17 protein-coding genes and 2 pseudogenes are annotated in these 17,239 nt (G+C 71.5%); 17 read left to right on the top strand and 2 right to left on the bottom strand.

Going from position 1 to position 17,239, the window contains the following annotated elements; translation table 11 throughout:
* Positions 1-11 precede the first annotated feature (11 nt).
* From cpaB to ABZU99_RS02430, 12 genes and pseudogenes are all read left to right on the top strand, one after another.
* Positions 12-716 carry a Flp pilus assembly protein CpaB gene (cpaB, locus tag ABZU99_RS02485; RefSeq protein ID WP_355943474.1) on the top strand — a complete coding sequence of 235 codons (705 nt, stop codon included), beginning with the start codon at positions 12-14 and terminating at the stop codon, positions 714-716.
* A gap of 16 nt (positions 717-732) precedes the next feature.
* A complete protein-coding gene (locus ABZU99_RS02480; protein WP_355943472.1) occupies positions 733-2,493 on the top strand; it encodes an AAA family ATPase in 1,761 nt (586 codons plus the stop codon).
* A 1-nt stretch (position 2,494) separates the two neighbouring features.
* Complete coding sequence (locus ABZU99_RS02475) at positions 2,495-3,526, top strand: TadE/TadG family type IV pilus assembly protein (RefSeq protein WP_355943470.1); 1,032 nt, start codon at positions 2,495-2,497, stop codon at positions 3,524-3,526.
* Entirely contained in the window at positions 3,523-4,905 is a 1,383-nt protein-coding gene (locus ABZU99_RS02470; protein ID WP_355943468.1) for a CpaF family protein, read from the top strand. Before ABZU99_RS02475 ends, ABZU99_RS02470 begins: the two co-directional genes overlap by 4 nt.
* Positions 4,906-4,913: 8 nt before the next feature.
* Positions 4,914-5,852 (top strand): type II secretion system F family protein, encoded by a 939-nt coding sequence (locus tag ABZU99_RS02465; RefSeq protein ID WP_355943466.1) that lies wholly within the window; start codon positions 4,914-4,916, stop codon positions 5,850-5,852.
* A 12-nt stretch (positions 5,853-5,864) separates the two neighbouring features.
* Entirely contained in the window at positions 5,865-6,758 is an 894-nt protein-coding gene (locus tag ABZU99_RS02460) for a DUF5936 domain-containing protein (protein WP_355943464.1), read from the top strand.
* A gap of 273 nt (positions 6,759-7,031) precedes the next feature.
* Complete coding sequence (locus tag ABZU99_RS02455) at positions 7,032-7,196, top strand: hypothetical protein (RefSeq protein ID WP_355943463.1); 165 nt, start codon at positions 7,032-7,034, stop codon at positions 7,194-7,196.
* An 11-nt stretch (positions 7,197-7,207) separates the two neighbouring features.
* The gene (locus ABZU99_RS02450; RefSeq protein ID WP_355943461.1) at positions 7,208-7,903 is read left to right on the top strand and encodes a pilus assembly protein TadG-related protein; all 696 of its coding nucleotides are present in this window, start codon (positions 7,208-7,210) and stop codon (positions 7,901-7,903) included.
* Positions 7,904-7,934: 31 nt separating this feature from the next.
* Entirely contained in the window at positions 7,935-8,522 is a 588-nt protein-coding gene (locus ABZU99_RS02445) for a hypothetical protein (protein WP_355943459.1), read from the top strand.
* Complete coding sequence (locus ABZU99_RS02440; protein WP_355943457.1) at positions 8,519-9,172, top strand: OmpA family protein; 654 nt, start codon at positions 8,519-8,521, stop codon at positions 9,170-9,172. Before ABZU99_RS02445 ends, ABZU99_RS02440 begins: the two co-directional genes overlap by 4 nt.
* Positions 9,173-9,273: 101 nt before the next feature.
* A pseudogene (locus ABZU99_RS02435) lies at positions 9,274-9,417 on the top strand (arsenic transporter); the annotation flags it as partial.
* 145 nt (positions 9,418-9,562) lie between these two features.
* A pseudogene (locus tag ABZU99_RS02430) lies at positions 9,563-9,788 on the top strand (universal stress protein); the annotation flags it as partial.
* A 16-nt stretch (positions 9,789-9,804) separates the two neighbouring features.
* On the opposite strand, the gene ABZU99_RS02425 reads toward ABZU99_RS02430, so the two are convergent.
* Together ABZU99_RS02425 and ABZU99_RS02420 are read right to left on the bottom strand one after the other, a co-directional pair.
* Complete coding sequence (locus ABZU99_RS02425; RefSeq protein WP_355943455.1) at positions 9,805-10,209, bottom strand: cold shock domain-containing protein; 405 nt, start codon at positions 10,207-10,209, stop codon at positions 9,805-9,807.
* A gap of 80 nt (positions 10,210-10,289) precedes the next feature.
* Positions 10,290-10,697 (bottom strand): DUF192 domain-containing protein, encoded by a 408-nt coding sequence (locus ABZU99_RS02420; RefSeq protein ID WP_355943453.1) that lies wholly within the window; start codon positions 10,695-10,697, stop codon positions 10,290-10,292.
* 66 nt (positions 10,698-10,763) lie between these two features.
* Between ABZU99_RS02420 and ABZU99_RS02415 the strand changes: the two genes are divergently transcribed.
* From ABZU99_RS02415 to ABZU99_RS02395, 5 genes are all read left to right on the top strand, one after another.
* A complete protein-coding gene (locus ABZU99_RS02415; RefSeq protein WP_355943451.1) occupies positions 10,764-11,510 on the top strand; it encodes a prepilin peptidase in 747 nt (248 codons plus the stop codon).
* Between the two features lie 330 nt (positions 11,511-11,840).
* Entirely contained in the window at positions 11,841-12,602 is a 762-nt protein-coding gene (locus ABZU99_RS02410) for an isoprenyl transferase (RefSeq protein ID WP_355943668.1), read from the top strand.
* Positions 12,603-13,001: 399 nt separating this feature from the next.
* On the top strand, positions 13,002-14,336 hold the full coding sequence (locus ABZU99_RS02405) for a PhoH family protein (protein ID WP_355943449.1): 1,335 nt from the start codon (positions 13,002-13,004) through the stop codon (positions 14,334-14,336).
* A gap of 426 nt (positions 14,337-14,762) precedes the next feature.
* The gene (locus ABZU99_RS02400) at positions 14,763-15,476 is read left to right on the top strand and encodes a transglycosylase SLT domain-containing protein (RefSeq protein WP_355943447.1); all 714 of its coding nucleotides are present in this window, start codon (positions 14,763-14,765) and stop codon (positions 15,474-15,476) included.
* 141 nt (positions 15,477-15,617) lie between these two features.
* The gene (locus ABZU99_RS02395) at positions 15,618-17,180 is read left to right on the top strand and encodes an AI-2E family transporter (RefSeq protein ID WP_355943445.1); all 1,563 of its coding nucleotides are present in this window, start codon (positions 15,618-15,620) and stop codon (positions 17,178-17,180) included.
* The last annotated feature ends 59 nt before the right edge of the window (positions 17,181-17,239 follow it).

Raw genomic sequence — 17,239 nt, 5'->3', positions numbered from 1 at the left:
TTGTCCGCCCCATGAATTCACGCCAGCGCCGCGGAGTCATCCTGCTGCTCCTGTCGGTCCTGTGCGCCGTCGGCGCCTTCGCCGGGGTGCTGTCCGTCATCGACGACGTGGAGTCGAAGGTCGGCCCCGAGACCACCGCGTACAAGCTCACCTCGGACGTCGAGCCCTACAAGGCGCTGGACGCGGGGGACTTCACCAAGGTCTCCATACCCAAGCGTTATGTGCCCTCCACCGCCGTCACCGACCTTGCCGCGCTGCGCGGCAAGATAGCGGTGACCACGCTCCGCAAGGGGTCGCTGCTCCAGGAGGACATGATCGTGGACCGGCCCGCGCTCAAGGCCGGGCAGCAGGAGATCGCCATCATGATCGACGCCTCGACCGGGGTGGCCGGCAAGATCACTCCGGGGGCGAAGGTCAACATCTACGCGACCTTCGATGCCAAGGCCCAGGGTGACGAGCCGGTCTCCAAGCTGATCGTCGCGGGCGCGGAGGTCCTCGACCTCGGCAGGATCACTGCCCTGAAGCCGGACCAGGACGACTCCCGGCGGATCGACAAGGCCGTGCCGATCACCTTCGCGCTCGACACCCGGAACGCACAGCGCGTGGCCTACGCCGAGTCCTTCGCCTCCCATGTGCGCCTGGCGCTGGTCGCCCCCGGCGGCGACGGCTCGACAGCCCCCGGCGAACGCACCTACACCCTCGACGGCGACAAATGAGTGAGGAGGTGCCGCGATGACGATCAGAATTCTGCCGGCCGTCGGCGACCCCGACGCCGCCCGCTCCCTCAGTGGGCTGCTCGGACAGCTGCCCGGTGTCGAACCGTCGGCGCCGATGGGCGATTCGACCCTGCTGCTCGACACCCTCGCCGTCCTGGCGGCCGCTTCCCTGGAGGAGTTGCCGGAGGTCGTCCTCGTCCATGAGCGGATCGGCCCGGCGCCCGCCCTGGAGCTGATCCGCGAGATCGCGCTCCGCTTCCCGGCGGTGGGCGTGGTGCTGGTCACCGGGGACGCGGGGCCCGCGCTGTACTCGGCCGCCATGGACGCCGGGGCGCGCGGCATCGCCGGAATACCGCTCTCGTACGAAGAGTTGGCGGCCCGCGTCCAGGCCGCCGCCCAGTGGGCGACGGGCGTACGGCGCCATCTGGGCGGCGGCGGTGACGCGCCGGCCACCGGGCCCGGCGGAAAGCTGGTCGCGGTCGCGGGCGCCAAGGGCGGGGTGGGGACCACGGTCACCGCCGTTCAGCTGGCGCTCGCGGCACGGGCCGCGGGCCGCAAGGTCGCGCTCGTCGACATGGACCTCCAGTCCGGGGACGTCGCCTCCTACCTCGATGTCCAGTTCCGGCGGTCGATCGCCGATCTGGCGCAGATCAGCGACATCTCCCCGCGGGTCCTCCAGGACGCGGTCTTCACCCACCAGACCGGCCTCGGGCTGCTGCTCGCACCGGGCGAGGGCGAACGCGGCGAGGAGGTGACCGACCGCACGGCCCGGCAGGTCATCGCGGCACTGCGGTCCCGCTTCGAACTGGTCGTCGTCGACTGCGGCACCCAGATGACCTCGGCGGGCGCCGCCGCCGTCGAACTCGCGGACATCGCGCTGCTGGTGACCACCCCCGACGTGGTCGCGGTGCGCGCCGCCAAGCGCATGGTCCGGCTGTGGGACCGGCTCCAGATCCGCAAGGCTGAGGAGACCGTGACCGTCGTCAACCGGCATGCGCGCGACGCCGAGATCCAGCCACAGCTGGTCGGGCGCGCGACCGGTACGACGGTGGCGCGCACCGCGATCCCGGCCGGCTTCAAGGAGCTCCAGCCCGCCGTCGACTCCGGCCGGATGCAGGACCTGGACGCCAAGTCGGCTGTCAGGCAGGCGCTGTGGGGGCTGGCCGGCGAACTGGGACTGGTGGACGCGGCGCCCGGCGGCGGCGGTGGCCGCCGGGCGGCTCATGCCGCGGGCGGCGACCGCGTACTGCCCGGGCTGCGGCGGCGCCGTGCCATAGAGGCGGCGGGCGGCGACGCGGCGGGGGAGGGCAGCGTGGGCGACGGCACGGACGCGCTCAACGAGATCGGCCCGCCGGCCGGTGGCCGCTTCCTGCGGAAACGGGGTGGCGACTTCCTGCGGAAACGGGGTGGCGACCGGGGTCAGGTGACGGTCGAGTTCCTGGGCGTGCTGCCGCTGGCCCTCATCGTGCTCGCGGTCATCTGGCAGCTGGTGCTGGTCGGCTACACGTACTCGCTGGCGGGCAACGCGGCCGACAAGGGCGCACGCGCGGGCGCGTCCGGAGGGGCGGGCGCCTGCCAGGAGGCGGCCCAGAAGGACATCCCCGGCTCCTGGAGCGCCGACATCACCTGCCCCGGCCAGGGCGGCGGCGCCGTCTACAAGGCGACGGTGCGCCTGCGGGTCCCGGTGCTCTTCCCCGGCGCCGCCGACTTCCCGTGGACGGTGACGGGCACGGCGGGCGCGGCGGACGAGACGGACGCGGCGGGCGGAGGGCAGTGACATGACGAACCACCGCCCCGGGTACCCCACGTCTCCGCCCGCGGCCGCGGCGTCGACCGGCATCGCCCGTCCGAGCGCCCGGCGCCGCAGGCCCCCGCGCGCGGCCCTGCGGGGCACGGGCGTTCGCACCGCCCTGCGGGGCGCGGGTCTTCGTGCGGCCCTGCGGGGCACGGGTCTTCGTGCGGCCCTGCGGGGCGCGGGTGTTCGCACCGCCCTGCGGGGCACGGGTGTTCGCGTGGCCCTGCGGGGCGCGGGTCTTCACGTGGCCCTGCGGGGCACGGGCGTTCCCACCGCCCTGCGGGGCGCGGGTCTTCGTGCGGCCCTGCGGGGCACGGGTCTTCGTGCGGCCCTGCGGGGCGCGGGTCTTCGTGCGGCCCTGCCGGGCGTCGCCGGGCCCGGCGACGCCCCTTCCGGGACGGGTCCGGGTGCCGTCCCGTCGGGCAGCTTCCTGCCTGGTGCGGCCTCTCCCGGGACGGCCCCGCGCGTCGTCCGCTTCGGCGTGGCCCCTCGTGGCATCGCCCGGGCCGGCACCCCCCGGTCCCGCGCCCCGGACGCGGGGCCACGGCGCCGTCAGCCCGCGTCGGCCGCCTGTCCGGGCGCCCGGCGGGGCGCGGCCTGCCGTGGGCTCCATGGGAGGCGGCGGGGTGGGGAGCGGGGGTCGGCGTCGATCGAGTTCATCGGTTTTCTGCCGATCCTGCTCCTCGTCGCATTGGCCGCCGTTCAGCTCGGGATCGCCGCGTACGCCCTGCAGCAGGCCGGTACCGCGGCACGCGCGGCGGCGCGTACGGGCTCGCTGGACGAGCCGCGCACCAGCCCGGCCGCCGCCGGGCTGGAGGCGATCAGCGGCTGGCTGGCCGACGGGGCGAGCATCAGTGGTGGCGGCTGCGGGGACGGCGAGGCGCACGCCACCGCGATCGTGGAGATCCCCTCGGTCATCCCGGGCTTCGACTTCGGCAGCGCGGAGAAGAGCGCCACGATGCCCTGTGACCGGGGAGACGCGGCGGGACCGGCGGCGATGGGAGGACAGCGATGAGCCTGCGGGCCCGTATCACCGTGCCCGAGGGGCCCAGCGAGGGGCGTCAGGACGGACATCTGGTCTCCGTCTACCGGGCCAAGCTCCTGGAGGAGATCGACCTCGCGGAGATGTCCTCGCTCGCCGCCGCCGAGCGCCGCTCCCGGCTGGAGCGGGTGCTCGGACACATCATCAGCCGTGAGGGCCCGGTCCTGTCGACCAGCGAGCGCTCTCAGCTGATCCGCCGGGTGGTGGACGAGGCGCTCGGCCTCGGGGTACTGGAACCGCTTCTGGAGGACGCCTCCATCACCGAGATCATGGTCAACGGCCCGGACCAGATCTTCGTGGAGCGTGCGGGCCGGGTGGAGCTGGTCCCCGTCCGCTTCGCGTCCGAGGAGCAGCTGATGCAGACGATCGAGCGGATCGTCTCGACGGTCAACCGCCGCGTGGACGAGTCGAATCCGATGGTCGACGCCCGCCTTCCGTCCGGGGAGCGGGTCAACGTCATCATTCCGCCGCTCGCCCTCACCGGGGCCACGCTCACCATCCGCCGCTTCCCCCGCGCGTACACCCTGCATGAGCTGATCGGCATGGGGACGCTGGACGAGCAGATGCTGATGCTGCTGGCGGCCCTCGTGCGGGCCAAGTGCAATGTGGTGGTCTCCGGGCCGACCGGCTCCGGCAAGACCACGCTGCTCAATGCCCTCTCCGGGCTGATCCCCGACGGCGAGCGCATCATCACGGTGGAGGACGCCGCCGAGCTTCAGCTTCAGCAGACCCATGTGATCCGGCTGGAATCCCGGCCGCCGAACGTGGAGGGCAGGGGCCGGATCACCATCCGCGATCTGGTCCGCAATTCCCTGCGCATGCGCCCCGACCGCATCATCGTGGGCGAGGTGCGCGGCGGTGAGACGCTCGACATGCTGCAGGCCATGTCCACCGGCCATGACGGTTCGCTGGCCACCGTTCACGCCAACAGCGCCGAGGACGCGCTGATGCGGCTGCAGACGCTGGCCTCGATGTCGGATGTGGCGATTCCGTACGAGGCGCTGCGGGACCAGATCAACAGCGCCGTGGACTGCGTCGTCCAGCTCGTCCGGCACGCCGACGGCTCGCGGCGGATCAGCGAGATCGCGCTGCTGGACAGCCATGGTCATGAGGAGTACCGCATCGCCACCGTCTGCCGTTTCGACGCCCTGCCCATGGGCGCTGACCGGGTGGTGCACGGGCGGTTCGCGTACTTCCCGCTCCCGGAGCGGGTCGGGGAGCGGCTGCGGCTGGCGAACGAGTCGGTGCCGCCGGCGTTCGGGGTGGCCGCCTTTCCGGCGCAGCTGACCACCCGTGGCGCCGCCTCCGCCGCGTACGACCGGCCGGCGTTCGGCCCGAGGGACCGGAGGTAGCAGGGCGCATGGACCATCTTGCGACGGCGGCCCTGGGCGCGACGCTGGTGTGCGGCGCGCTGGGCGTGGCGGGCGTGCACAACTACGCCCGGGGCAAGGAGCAGCAGCGCGCGTTGATCGACCGGCTGTCGGACTCCGGCCCGCTGCCGCACTCCGGCCGCCCGCGCCGTTTCGCCCGGGTGGACCGGCGGCTGCGGTCGACCTCGCTGGGCCGCAGGCTGGAGTTGCGGCTGGCGGCTACGGGGCTGGACCTGACGCCCGGGGAGTTCTTCGTCTACACGGTCACGGCGGCGGCCGGGCTGTGGCTGGCCGCGGCGTCCTTCCTCGCGGCCTTCTTCGGGCCGATAGCGGCCGTGATCGCCGTCTGGGGCTCCTACGGCTTCCTCAACTGGCAGCGGCACAAGCGGATCGAGCGCTTCATCAATCAGCTGCCCGAGCTGTCCCGGATCCTGGCCAACGCCACCCAGGCGGGGCTGGCGCTGCGCACGGCGCTGAGCATGGCGGCGGACGAGATGGAGGCGCCGGCGGGCGAGGAGCTGGCCAAGGTCGCCGCCAAGCTGGCGGTGGGCCACTCGATCGACGACACGCTGGAGGAGCTCGCGGAGCGGCTGCCGTCCCGGGAGCTGGTGGTGCTGGTCACCACGCTCGTGTTGTCCAACCGGGCGGGCGGGACGGTCGTCAGCTCGCTGCGCAATCTCACCCAGACGCTGGAGGAGCGCAAGGAGACGCGGCGCGAGGTCCGCACCCAGCTCTCCCAGGTGACGGTCACCGCGTATGTCGTCCCGCTGATGGGGATCGGGACGCTGCTGCTGATGAACAGGATCTCGGCGGGCTCGCTGGACCGGATGACCTCGTCCTTCTGGGGCCAGGCCGCGGTGGTGGTGGCCTTCGTCCTGTACGGGATCGGCTTCTTCCTCATCCGCCGCATGTCCAGGATCGACGTCTGAGAGGCGGACGGTATGGCAAGGGGAGTGCTGCTGGCGCTGGCCGCGGGTCTGTCGGTGGCGGGCGTCGCCTACGGCATCGCCCTGTACCGCAGAGAGGCCAAGCTGCCGAGCGATCTGGCCGTCGCCCTGGAGGTCGGGTCGACCCGGACGACCGTGGTCGGCTCGGCCGTCGACCGGATGGGCATGCGCTGGGCCCCGCTGGTGCTGCGGCTGATGGGCGAGAAGCGGGTGGCCAGGGTGCGGCGCCGGATCGATCTGGCGGGCAACCCGGGCGGGCTGACGGTCGACCGCTACGCGGCCCGGAGGGCGGTGTACGGCGCCCTCGGATTCGGCGGCGCGCTGGTGATGCTGATGAAGGGCCAGGTCCTGATGGCGCTGCTGCTGGTGGCGTTCGGTCTGTTCTGGATCGAGGTCGGCATCTGGGCGGCGGTGCGCGAGCGCAAGGACGCGATCGAGCGGACGCTGCCGGACTTTCTCGATGTGCTGGCGGTCGTGGTGAGTGCCGGGCTGAGCTTCCGTCAGGCGCTGGACCGGGTGGCGGAGAAGTACGAGGGGCCCTGGGCGGATGAACTTCGCATCACGCTTCGGCAAATGGACATGGGGGTCGGCAGACGGCAGGCGTTCGAGGAACTGCGGAAACGCAATGACTCGGAGCAGGTCGCGCGGTTCGTCACCGCGTTGCAGCAGGGCGAGGAGCTGGGCGCGCCGATCGTCGAGACCCTGATCGCCATTGCGAACGATATGCGTCGCACCGACGCGCAGAACGCCCGGCGGCGCGCGGCGCGCGCGGTGCCCAAGGCGACCGTGGTCATCACGAGCTTCATGGTGCCGGGAACGATGGTGCTGCTCGTCGCGGGGTTCTTCATCGGCTCGGGCACGGACTTCGGGTCGGTGACCGGGGACTGATGGTCTCTTTTGTGAATTTCCTTCGCGGTTGCAATTGAATGTGGCACAGTCGTTGATTGAGGACTCCTCGGGTTCGGGAGGGGGTGAGACGGATGGGCCGCGGTGGGCGGGGCATGCGTCCTCGGTTCGAACGCCGTGCATGGGGAAGGCAATGCTCCCTGGGGCACTGTTCCCAAACCGGTGTTTCGGCGTACTTTGCTCGTGTCGCGAGCGACACCACGGGGGTTGAGTCGCCGGACCGGAGCGGGACGGCAGCCCATGGAGGGGAACACAATGGGGAAGCGCGTTACGGGGAACGACCGGGGGCAGACCTCGATCGAGTATCTGGGCATCATCGCCGTGGTGGTGGCCATCGTCCTGGTGCTGTCGACCACCGACTTCGGCAGCATGATCGCAAATGCGATCTCGGACAAGATCGCAGAGGTCGTCGGCATCTGACGACCGGCTCCGTGACAGTCCGCAAGGACATCAGAAGCGATACCGGGCAGGCTTTTCCGATCTATATCACCGCCGTGGCGGGCCTGCTCTTCCTCGCGCTCGCCTTCTTCGCCGTCGGCCAGGCGGGCGCCACCCGCAACGGCGGACAGACCGCCGCCGACGCGGCGGCCCTCGCGGCGGCGCAGGACTACCGCGATCAGCTGCGCAAGGGGTTCATCGAGGCGATCGCGAGCGGCAGCGTCTGGGACGATCTGCTGAACGGGCGCGGGCTCGGCCCGGGGGACGCGTGTGACCAGGCCCAGTGGTTCGCCGCGCGGAATGACGCGGCGCTCACCGGAGAGGGATGCGTACCGGGCTATCTGCCGACGTCCTTCACCGTGACCGTCCGGACCGACAAGCCCGTCGGCGATTCCGTCATCCCCGGCACGGAGAGCAAGCACGCGACGGCGAAGGCCAGGGCGGTCGTCACGCCGCGCTGTACGGTGCCCTCGGCCGAGCCCACGCCCAGCCCGTCCGCCGACGACGGCAAGGGCGACGGTGGCAAGGGCGACGGTGGCAAGGGCGACGACGGCAAGGGCGACGACGGCAAGGGCAAGAAGCCGCCCATCGGCCTCCTCTGCGACGGCAGGGATCTGACCATCGACCCGGCGCATCTCGATCTCTTCCCGGACGCCAAAGACCTCTTCTCCGTGCACCTTGCCGACTGACGAGCGAACGAAGAGTAAAGGACAGCGAGCGATGAGTATGCGGCACACGACGAAGGCCCGGAGGGGGGCCGCCGCGACGGCGCTCGCCGCGGCCCTGGCCCTCGGCGTGGCCGGGTGCGGCAGCGGCGACAACGGCGGGAGGAAGCCGGACGACGGCTCGCCGCAGAAGTCCACCGCGGCCAAGGAGGACGACGGCGGACGGCAGGAGCCCGCGGCCGATTCCTCCAAGACCATCGGCGAGATCAAGGGACCCGGCGGGATCGTCGTCACCCTGCACTCCGCGGTGCGCGACGGCGGCGGCTTCGTCACGGTGAGCGGGACCGTCACCAACCACGGCGACAAGTTGTTCAACGCGATCGACTGGCGCTCGAAGGAGACCGAGGTGAAGTCGCCGTCGTCGGTGTCGGGTGCCTCCCTGGTCGATGAGGGCGGCAAGAAGCGGTATCTGGTGTTGCGGGACACCGATGGCCAGTGTCTGTGCACGACGGGGCTCTCCGGGATCAGGCCGGACGAGAGCCGCCCGCTGTTCGCGCAGTTCCCGGCCCCGCCGAAGAGCGTCACGGAGGTCGACTTCCAGATCCCGACGATGCCGTCCGTCAGCGTCAAGCTCTCCGGGTGAGCGACGCGATGACGACACGGCCGAAGCGTCCACCGGCACGGACGACAGCCCGCGGCGCGCGGTGCGGTGTCCTCCTGGCCGCGCTCGCCTCCACCGCGCTGTGGATGACCGCCCCGGCCGCCCACGCCGACAGCGGCCCCGGTGCGCCCGCCGACACCACCCCGCCCGTGAAGATCGACCCCAAGGACCCCGATCTGCGGATGCCGGAGGGCGCCAAGCTCGCGCCCGGCCGGGTCCTGGACATCAAGTCGGTCGTCGAGACGGACGACGGCGACGAGCGGCGCGAGGACACCAACGCGAAGGTGAAGTTCGCCCTGCAGGCCGAGGTGCTCTTCGACAAGGACAGCGCCAAGCTCGGGGGCGCGGCGAGCGCCCGTATCAAGGAGATCGCCGGGGAGATCGAGCGGCAGGGCGCGAAGAATGTGCGGGTCTTCGGCTTCACGGACGACCTCGGCTCGGCGGGGCACGGCATCAACCTGTCGAAGAAGCGGGCCAACGCGGTGCAGCAGGCGCTCTCCGAGGACCTCGACGCGTCCGTGAACTACCAGATCCGCGGCTACGGCGAGCAGTACCCGATCGCGGACAACGCGACGGAGGAGGGCCGCGAGAAGAACCGGCGCGTGGAGGTCAGCTTCGCCCGCTCCGGGTGACACCGGCCCGCCAGCGTGACGGACATGCCGGCGGGCATGATGGTCGGGTGCGTCGCACCCTGCGTGGGAGTCTGCCCTGAGCACCGCCGCCGAGATCCTCGCCGCATGTCTACGCCTGTACCCATCTGGCGAACTCCACGACCCTGCTCCTTCCGGTCTGGAACCTCACGAACCTCCTCGCACTGGAGGCCGGCGGCGTCTCCTTCGCCCGCTTCGCCGTTCTCATGGGCCCCGCCTGGCTGCTGACCATCTGGTCGAAGGAGGCGGCCGCCGAGCTGCTGACGGCGGCAGCCGGGCGGCTGGGCCGCCCGGCTGCACCGGCTGCACCGGCTGCACCGGCTGCACCGGCTGCACCGGCTGCACCGGCTGCACCGGCTGCACCGGCCGCACCGGCACGGCCGTATCGCACGCGAGGTGGTGCGCGCGGCGGACGGTGTCGATCTGCTGATCTGTTCCCGGGACGGGGACCGTACCCGGCTGGCTCCGCACAGCCTGGGGCCCGCCACCCGCTTCGTGGTCGACCGCGCCCTGCGATGTGCTGCTGGTCTGGCCGGCGGCGGCGCCCGGGATCGACTCCCTGCCCGCCCCGCCGCCACACCATGGGCCGTGGAGTTGACCCCGGGGACCCAGGGTCAGGACTCGATCCAGTTGTGGGCCTGGGCCAGCTCGATGACGCGCCGGCGCACCTGCTTGATCTGGTCGGCGGTCAGGCTGCCGCCCATCTCGACCAGTGCCTCGGTCAGTTCCTGCCGGAACTCGGTGACCGACAGGACATCGCACATGGTGTCGTCGCCCGCGTCCGGCCCGGGGGCCCGTAGGACCATGGCGGCGCGCTCGACAATGCGGACCTCGGATGCCTTGGGGCCCTTGTCGCCGTACTCGGGGACGAACCGCACCTTGGATCCGGGCTGGAACAGGTGCTTCTCGTCCAGAAGGTCGTTCGCGTGCATGAAGACGTCCTCGCCGCCGTCGTCCGGCGCGATGAAGCCGTAGCCGCGAAATTCGTCGAACCGCAGAATCTTGCCCGTTGTCGTCAACGTGCCACCCCTACCCCTGTACCTCTACCTCAACGACCTCGACCGCGGTCGAGGGGTGCCCCAACCATGGCACCGGGAAATCAGCCTAGCGAAGGCGGAGGCGGCGCAGAAGCGCCGGGCCCGATCGCGACGCGTACGCCCCGACGCACCCCCCAGCGCTCCCACGCGCCGGCCTCGGCCTCCAGGACATGGCGTGCCCGCAGCCGGGGGCGCCCGAGCCGGCCGGGGGGCATGGTGCGGACGGCCAGAACGGTCAGCCGGCGGTCGAGATAGGCGACGTCGATGGCGAACCGCATCCGGAAGGTGTGCACGCCGCTCGCGGGGGTGAGCAGGATCGCGCCGGTCAGCCCGGCCCGGCCGAGCAGCCCGCGGGCGCGGGCGCGGTAGGAGGCCGCGACGATGAGCGGAATTCCACCCTCCGGGTCTCCGGCGCCCGTTTCGTCGCCGAGCACGCGCAGCGTCGCCGTGCCGTCGCGCCAGCGCCCCATGTCCGCGCCCCTTTCCGCCCCTTGGCGCAGTGTTCCACCGCCCGGCCCCTTCCGTAGGCTCGGGCCGTGGATCCGCTGCTGATCGCCCTGGCCGCCGCGTACGGAGCGGCCGCCGGGCTGCTTGTGCCCCGCCCGCTCTACCGGCTGGCCGTCGAGCCCGAGGAACCCTGGCGCGCCGCCTGTCCGCGGGGGCACGCCCTCACCGGCCCGGCCCGCGGCTGGCTCGGCCCCGCCCGCTGCCCCGGCTGTGGGGACGGCGCACAGACGTATGGGGCGGGCCCGGTGTGCGCCATGGCGCTGACCGCGCTGGTGTGCGCGGGTCTCGCGGCGGCCGTGGGCGCACGCCCCGAGCTGGCGGTGTGGCTGCTGCTCGCCCCGCTGGGGGTGCTGCTCGCGGCGGTGGATCTGGCGGTGAACCGGCTGCCGGACGTACTGACCTTGCCGATGGCTGCCGGGGCCGCAGTGCTGCTCGGTGCGGCGGCGCTGCTGCCGCACAGCGCGGGCTCCTGGACGCGGGCGCTGCTGGGCGGGGCGGTGCTGGGCGGCGGGTACCTGGTGCTCTTTCTCATCAGCCCGAGCGGTATGGGGTTCGGCGACGTCAAGCTGGCGTTGACGCTGGGGGTCGTGCTCGGCTGGTACGGCTGGGACGTGCTCTTCGTGGGCGCCTTCGCCGGGCTGCTGCTGGGCTCCTGCTACGCCGCGGCCCTGGTGCTGACCCGGCGAGCTGGGCGTAAGACCGCCATGGCGTTCGGGCCGTTCATGATCCTCGGGGCGTGCGCCGGGCTGGTGCTGGGGGCGCTCGGGGCCGGGTGACGTCAGCGCCGCGCCGATTGTCACCCATGTCGATGCATGGACATCCGCTCACGAAGGGTTATGGTGGAAACCCCCCCTCGGGCCGGTCCGTACTCCCCCCCACGGACCGGCCCGCTCTATTCGGGGGGAGTCGGGCCGCAGGGGCCGGTACGTAGGCCGCACGGCCGATTACGAAGCGTCACGCCGGATGGGCCGTCGCGGTGGTCACCGCGGTGGCCGGGGCCCCGCCCGGCGGCCCCGGTTCGCCAGTCCTTCCGGCCCGCAGTAGGGTGTCGGCCTTGGGGCGGACTGCCATGGCGAGCCATGCGAGGCACTGAGGGGCTGGAAGACGTGAAGTTGCGCGACCTGGTGTACGGGCTCTACGCACGCCGGGTGGAAGGCCGCCTCGACCACGCCCAGGTGCCCAAGCACATCGGCGTCATCCTCGACGGCAACCGCCGCTGGGCCCGTGCGGCCGGCGGCACCGCCGAGCAGGGGCACAAGGCGGGCGCCAGCAAGATCCAGGAGCTGCTCGGCTGGTGCAACGAGACGGACGTCGAGGTCGTCACGCTCTGGCTGCTCTCCACCGACAATCTGGACCGCCCCGAGGAGGAGCTGGTACCGCTCCTCAGCATCATCGAGGGCGCGGTGCGCGACCTGGCCGCCGACGGCCGCTGGCGGGTGCACCACGTGGGGAACCGCGATCTGCTGCCCTCCCGCACCCAGACGGTCCTCAAGGAGGCCGAGCAGGCCACCGACCACATCGGCGGAATACTGGTCAACGTCGCCGTGGGCTACGGCGGCCGCCAGGAGATCGCCGACGCGGTGCGGTCGCTGCTGCTCGACCACGCGACCAAGGGCACGTCCTTCGAGGAGCTTGCCGAGGTCGTCGACATCGACCTCATCTCCGAACACCTGTACACCCGCGGTCAGCCCGATCCGGACCTGGTCATCCGCACCAGCGGTGAGCAGCGGCTCTCCGGCTTCATGCTGTGGCAGAGCGCTCATTCGGAGTACTACTTCTGCGAGGTTTTCTGGCCCGCCTTCCGTAAGGTGGACTTCCTCCGCGCGCTGCGCGACTACGCCGCGCGCCACCGCCGGTACGGCAACTAGTCCCCTATCGCGCACGGCAGTTCACCGGCCGGGGCCGGACGCCGCACGGCGTCCGGCCCCGGCCTCGTGTAGCACGGCGGTTCCACAACGTTCATATACGTGCCGTCATATGCCGTTGCATGGCTCCGCACGTTCGAGGGAATATCCCTTGCAGGTCGACGCTCTGCCCCACCGTACGGAGGGGCTGGGCATCGTCGGATTGCCAGCGGACGGCATCGGGTCGTTCGCCCGGGAGGCCCTTTGCACACGGACGACTGTGCGGATCGTGCGTATGACGCGGAGGGCCGGCGCTCGGCCCTCCCGGCAGGGCCTGAGCCCGGTCCGCCCCCCGCCCACGGCGGGGGCTCACTCCCGCGACGCCGTCGCACCCCGACCTCTCCCGAGGGGGTTCGTCCACCCGTGGTGAACAGCAAGAAACGCCGCGAGCACGACCGGCGCACCTATGTCCTCGACACCAGCGTCCTGCTGGCCGACCCGAACGCCATGGCCCGCTTCGAGGAGCACGAAGTCGTGCTGCCGGTTGTCGTGGTCACGGAGCTGGAGGCCAAGCGGCACCACCCGGAGCTCGGGTACTTCGCCCGGCAGGCGCTGCGCCTGCTGGACGAGTACCGCATCCGGTACGGCCGTCTTGACGCTCCGATCCCGATCGGCGATCTGGGCGGCACCTTGCGTGTCGAGCTCAACCACTCCGACACGGGCGTACTGCCCGCGGCCTTCCTGAACCACGGCCGCATGCCGGACAACGACTCGCGGATCCTCGCGGTCGCCAGAAACCTGCAGGCCGAGGGGTATGACGTCACCGTCGTCTCCAAGGACCTGCCGCTGCGCATCAAGGCGTCCTCGGTGGGGCTGCTCGCCGAGGAGTACCGCGCGGAGCTGGCGATCACCGACTCGGGCTGGACGGGGATGGCGGAGCTCGCCGTCTCCGCCGAACAGGTGGACGATTTGTTCGCCGCCGAGACGGCCTGCATCCCCGAGGCGGCCGAACTGCCGGTGCACACGGGTCTGGTGCTCCAGTCCGGGCGCGGCAAGGCGCTGGGCCGGGTCACCCCGGACGGGCAGGTGCGGCTGGTGCGCGGCGACCGGGAGGCGTTCGGCATCCACGGGCGGAGCGCGGAGCAGCGCATCGCGCTGGATCTGCTGCTCGACCCGGAGGTCGGGATCCTCTCGATGGGCGGCCGGGCCGGCACCGGAAAGTCGGCGCTCGCGCTGTGCGCGGGTCTGGAGGCAGTGCTGGAGCGGCGTCAGCACCGCAAGGTGATGATTTTCCGTCCGCTGTACGCGGTGGGCGGGCAGGAATTGGGCTATCTGCCCGGCAGCGAGGCCGAGAAGATGAGCCCCTGGGCTCAGGCGGTCTTCGACACGCTGTCCGCGGTGACCACCTCCGAGGTCATCGAGGAGGTGGTGGGGCGCGGGATGCTGGAGGTCCTGCCGCTCACCCACATCCGCGGCCGTTCGCTCCATGACGCCTTTGTGATCGTGGACGAGGCGCAGTCGCTCGAACGGAATGTGCTGCTGACCGTTCTGTCCCGAATCGGCGCCAACTCCCGGGTTGTGCTGACCCATGATGTGGCGCAGCGGGACAACCTCCGCGTCGGGCGGTACGACGGGGTGGTGGCGGTCGTCGAAAAGCTGAAGGGGCATCCGCTGTTCGCGCATGTCACCCTCACCCGGTCCGAGCGTTCGCCGATCGCGGCGCTGGTGACCGAAATGCTGGAGGACGGCCACGTCTGATCCGGTTGAGTCCGGTATGAGGTGCTGAGGGCGCCGCGCGGAAAGGCCAACGAGCTTAGCCGCGCGGCGTCTTGCTGCGCCGGGATTTCCAGAAATCGCAGGGGGTAAACGGGATGTGAGCTTTCACACCCGGCGGGGAATTGCCTAGACGGCTCCGGTTCCGGCAGTGTGTGGGTCCTGTCAGGCCCCGCATACGGCCCACCAGTACCCCCAGCGGTACAGAACCACAGCAGTACCAGAACTGAAGAGCGTTCGTCGTATGCCGCCCGAGCAACTCGCGGACCTCCTGCGGGAGGACGCACCGGGCCAGTGCCTCCCGTGACCAGCCGACCCCGCCTTGCGGGGGAGGAACAAGGGGAAGCCAGCGTCAGGGGCACGATTGCGCCCGCGAGGTCACCTAAGCGGGCGATGCTGGAAGGAAACCGAGTGAGCCGGATTTCGGTCCGGGGATTCGCAGTGGCCTCGGCCACCGCGGTCACCACTGTGGGCGCTGTCGTCGGTGTCGCCGCGGGTGGCGAGCAGCAAGGCTCGTCCGACCCGGTCGAGGCGACGGCCGCCGACTCGACGCTCCTCGCGGACATACCCGCCGGGCAGCAGGCCGTGGCGCAGACCGCATCCCTGACGCAGCAGGCGGATGTTCAGTCCACCGCGGCAGACGCGGAGGCGAAGAAGTCCGCCGAGGAAGCCGCCCGCAAGCAGGCGGCCAAGGACGCGCAGGCCAAGAAGGCCGCCGCGGACAAGGCAGCCGCCGAGAAGCTGGCCAAGGAGCGCGAGGCAAAGAAGAAGCAGGAGATCGCGAGCCGTTCGGCCAAGCGTGACGCCGGCGACTTCCTACAGAAGGCCTCGTACACCATCGCCGAGACCCAGGCCATGGCGCGCCAGATGATGGCGAGCGATCAGTTCCAGTGCTTCAGCAACATCGTGGACCATGAGAGCGGCTGGAACTACAAGGCCACCAACGCCGGGTCGGGCGCCTACGGTCTGGTGCAGGCACTGCCGGGCTCCAAGATGGCCTCGGCCGGTGCCGACTGGCAGACCAACCCGGCCACCCAGATCAAGTGGGGCCTGAACTACATGAACGACCGCTACGGCAGCCCCTGTGGCGCCTGGGACTTCTGGCAGGCCAACAGCTGGTACTGATCGGGCCCGGCTCAGCCGGCCGACACAGAAGATCGAGCTTCGCGAAACCCCCGACCGCACCCGGTCGGGGGTTCCGTGTGTCCTCAGCCGGTAACGTCTTCCCGACGGCCGAGGGGGAAACTGGGGGTAGGGAAAGAGAAAATGTCCAGATTGCCACAGTGGGTTGGCAGGCTGGGAGCCGGCCTGACCCGGCTCGCCCACCGGCTCGAATCCCAGGAAGCCCGGATGCGGGCCACGGAAGGCCACGGGGAGGACGCGACCGAGCCCCACGGGGCGTCCCCTCCGCACGAGAGCGCCGGTGCGGGCGGGGCTGCCGGTGCCGCCGGTGAGGGCGGTGAGGGCGGCGCGGAGGGTGCCCCTGAGCGGGCCCGCGGGAGCGCCGACGCGAGTGCTCCCGAGGGCGCCGAGGGAGCCGAGGGCGCCGAGGGAGCCGAGGGCGCCCGCAACGGCGCGGCTGGGGACGCCGGTTCGGAGGCCGGGCAGGGCGAGGCCGGCCGGCCGGAGCCGCCCAGCGTGCCCGCACCGCCCGCCTACGCCCCCGCTGTCGCCGCCAAACCCGATCCGGTCGCCGCCGTTCCGTGGGGCGTCCGGGTCGCCGCCGAGGCGGGCTGGCGACTGCTGGTGCTCGCCGGGACGGTCTGGGTGCTGATGCAGGTCATCAGCTCCGTCCAACTGGTCGTGCTGTCCTTCACGGTCGCCCTGCTCATCACCGCGCTGCTGGAGCCCACCGTCACCCGGCTGCGTCGGCGCGGGGTGCCGCGCGGCCTGGCCACCGCCCTCACCTTCATCGCCGGCTTCGTCCTCATGGGTCTGGTCGTCTGGTTCGTGGTCTGGCAGGTCATGGAGAACATCGACGACCTCTCCAGCAAACTCCAGGACGGTATCGACGATCTGCGGCGCTGGCTGCTGCACAGCCCGTTCCATGTGACCGAGAAGCAGATCAACCATGTCGCCAAGAGCCTGCGCCAGGCGGTCGGCGCCAATACCGACGAGATCACCTCGGCCGGGCTCGAAGGCGTCACGGTCGTCGTCGAGGTGATGACCGGCATTCTGCTGACGATGTTCTCCACGCTCTTCCTGCTGTACGACGGCCCGAGGATCTGGGACTGGACGCTGGGGCTCGTCCCGGCCGCGGCCCGCGAGGGCGTGGCGGGAGCGGGGCCGCGCGTGTGGGCGACGCTGACCGCCTATGTGCGCGGCACGGTGATAGTGGCGCTGATCGACGCGATCTTCATCGGCGTGGGGCTCTTCATCCTCGATGTCCCCATGGCCGTGCCGCTTGCCGTCTTCATCTTCCTCTTCGCCTTCATCCCGCTCGTCGGTGCGGTGGTCTCCGGCGCGCTCGCGGTGATTGTCGCGCTGGTCACCCAGGGCGTGTTCACGGCGGCGATGGTGCTGTTGGTGGTGCTCGCCGTGCAGCAGCTCGAGGGCCATGTGCTGCAGCCGTTCATCCTCGGCCGGGCGGTCCGGGTCCATCCGCTGGCCGTGGTGCTCTCGGTGGCGGCCGGCTCGCTGATCGGCGGCGTGGGCGGCGCGGTGGTGGCCGTACCGCTGGTGGCGGTCGCCAATACGGCCGTCGGTTATCTGCGCGCGTACAGCCATGAAAGCGCCCTGCGCGCCACCACCGGCCCCCATGGCGCGACCGCCGCCGCCCCGACCCAGCCGCCGGCCACGCCGCCCGGCGAGGGCGAGGCGCGGGGCTGACTTCGGCGGCCCGTACGCGAAGGGGCGCCCCACCGGATGATCGGTGGGGCGCCCCTTCG

This window comes from Streptomyces sp. NPDC005266 (genome assembly GCF_040607655.1).
Lineage (GTDB): Bacteria > Actinomycetota > Actinomycetes > Streptomycetales > Streptomycetaceae > Streptomyces.
Note: the sequence above shows the minus strand (reverse complement) of the source record. Positions and strands in the feature narration are given on the sequence as shown.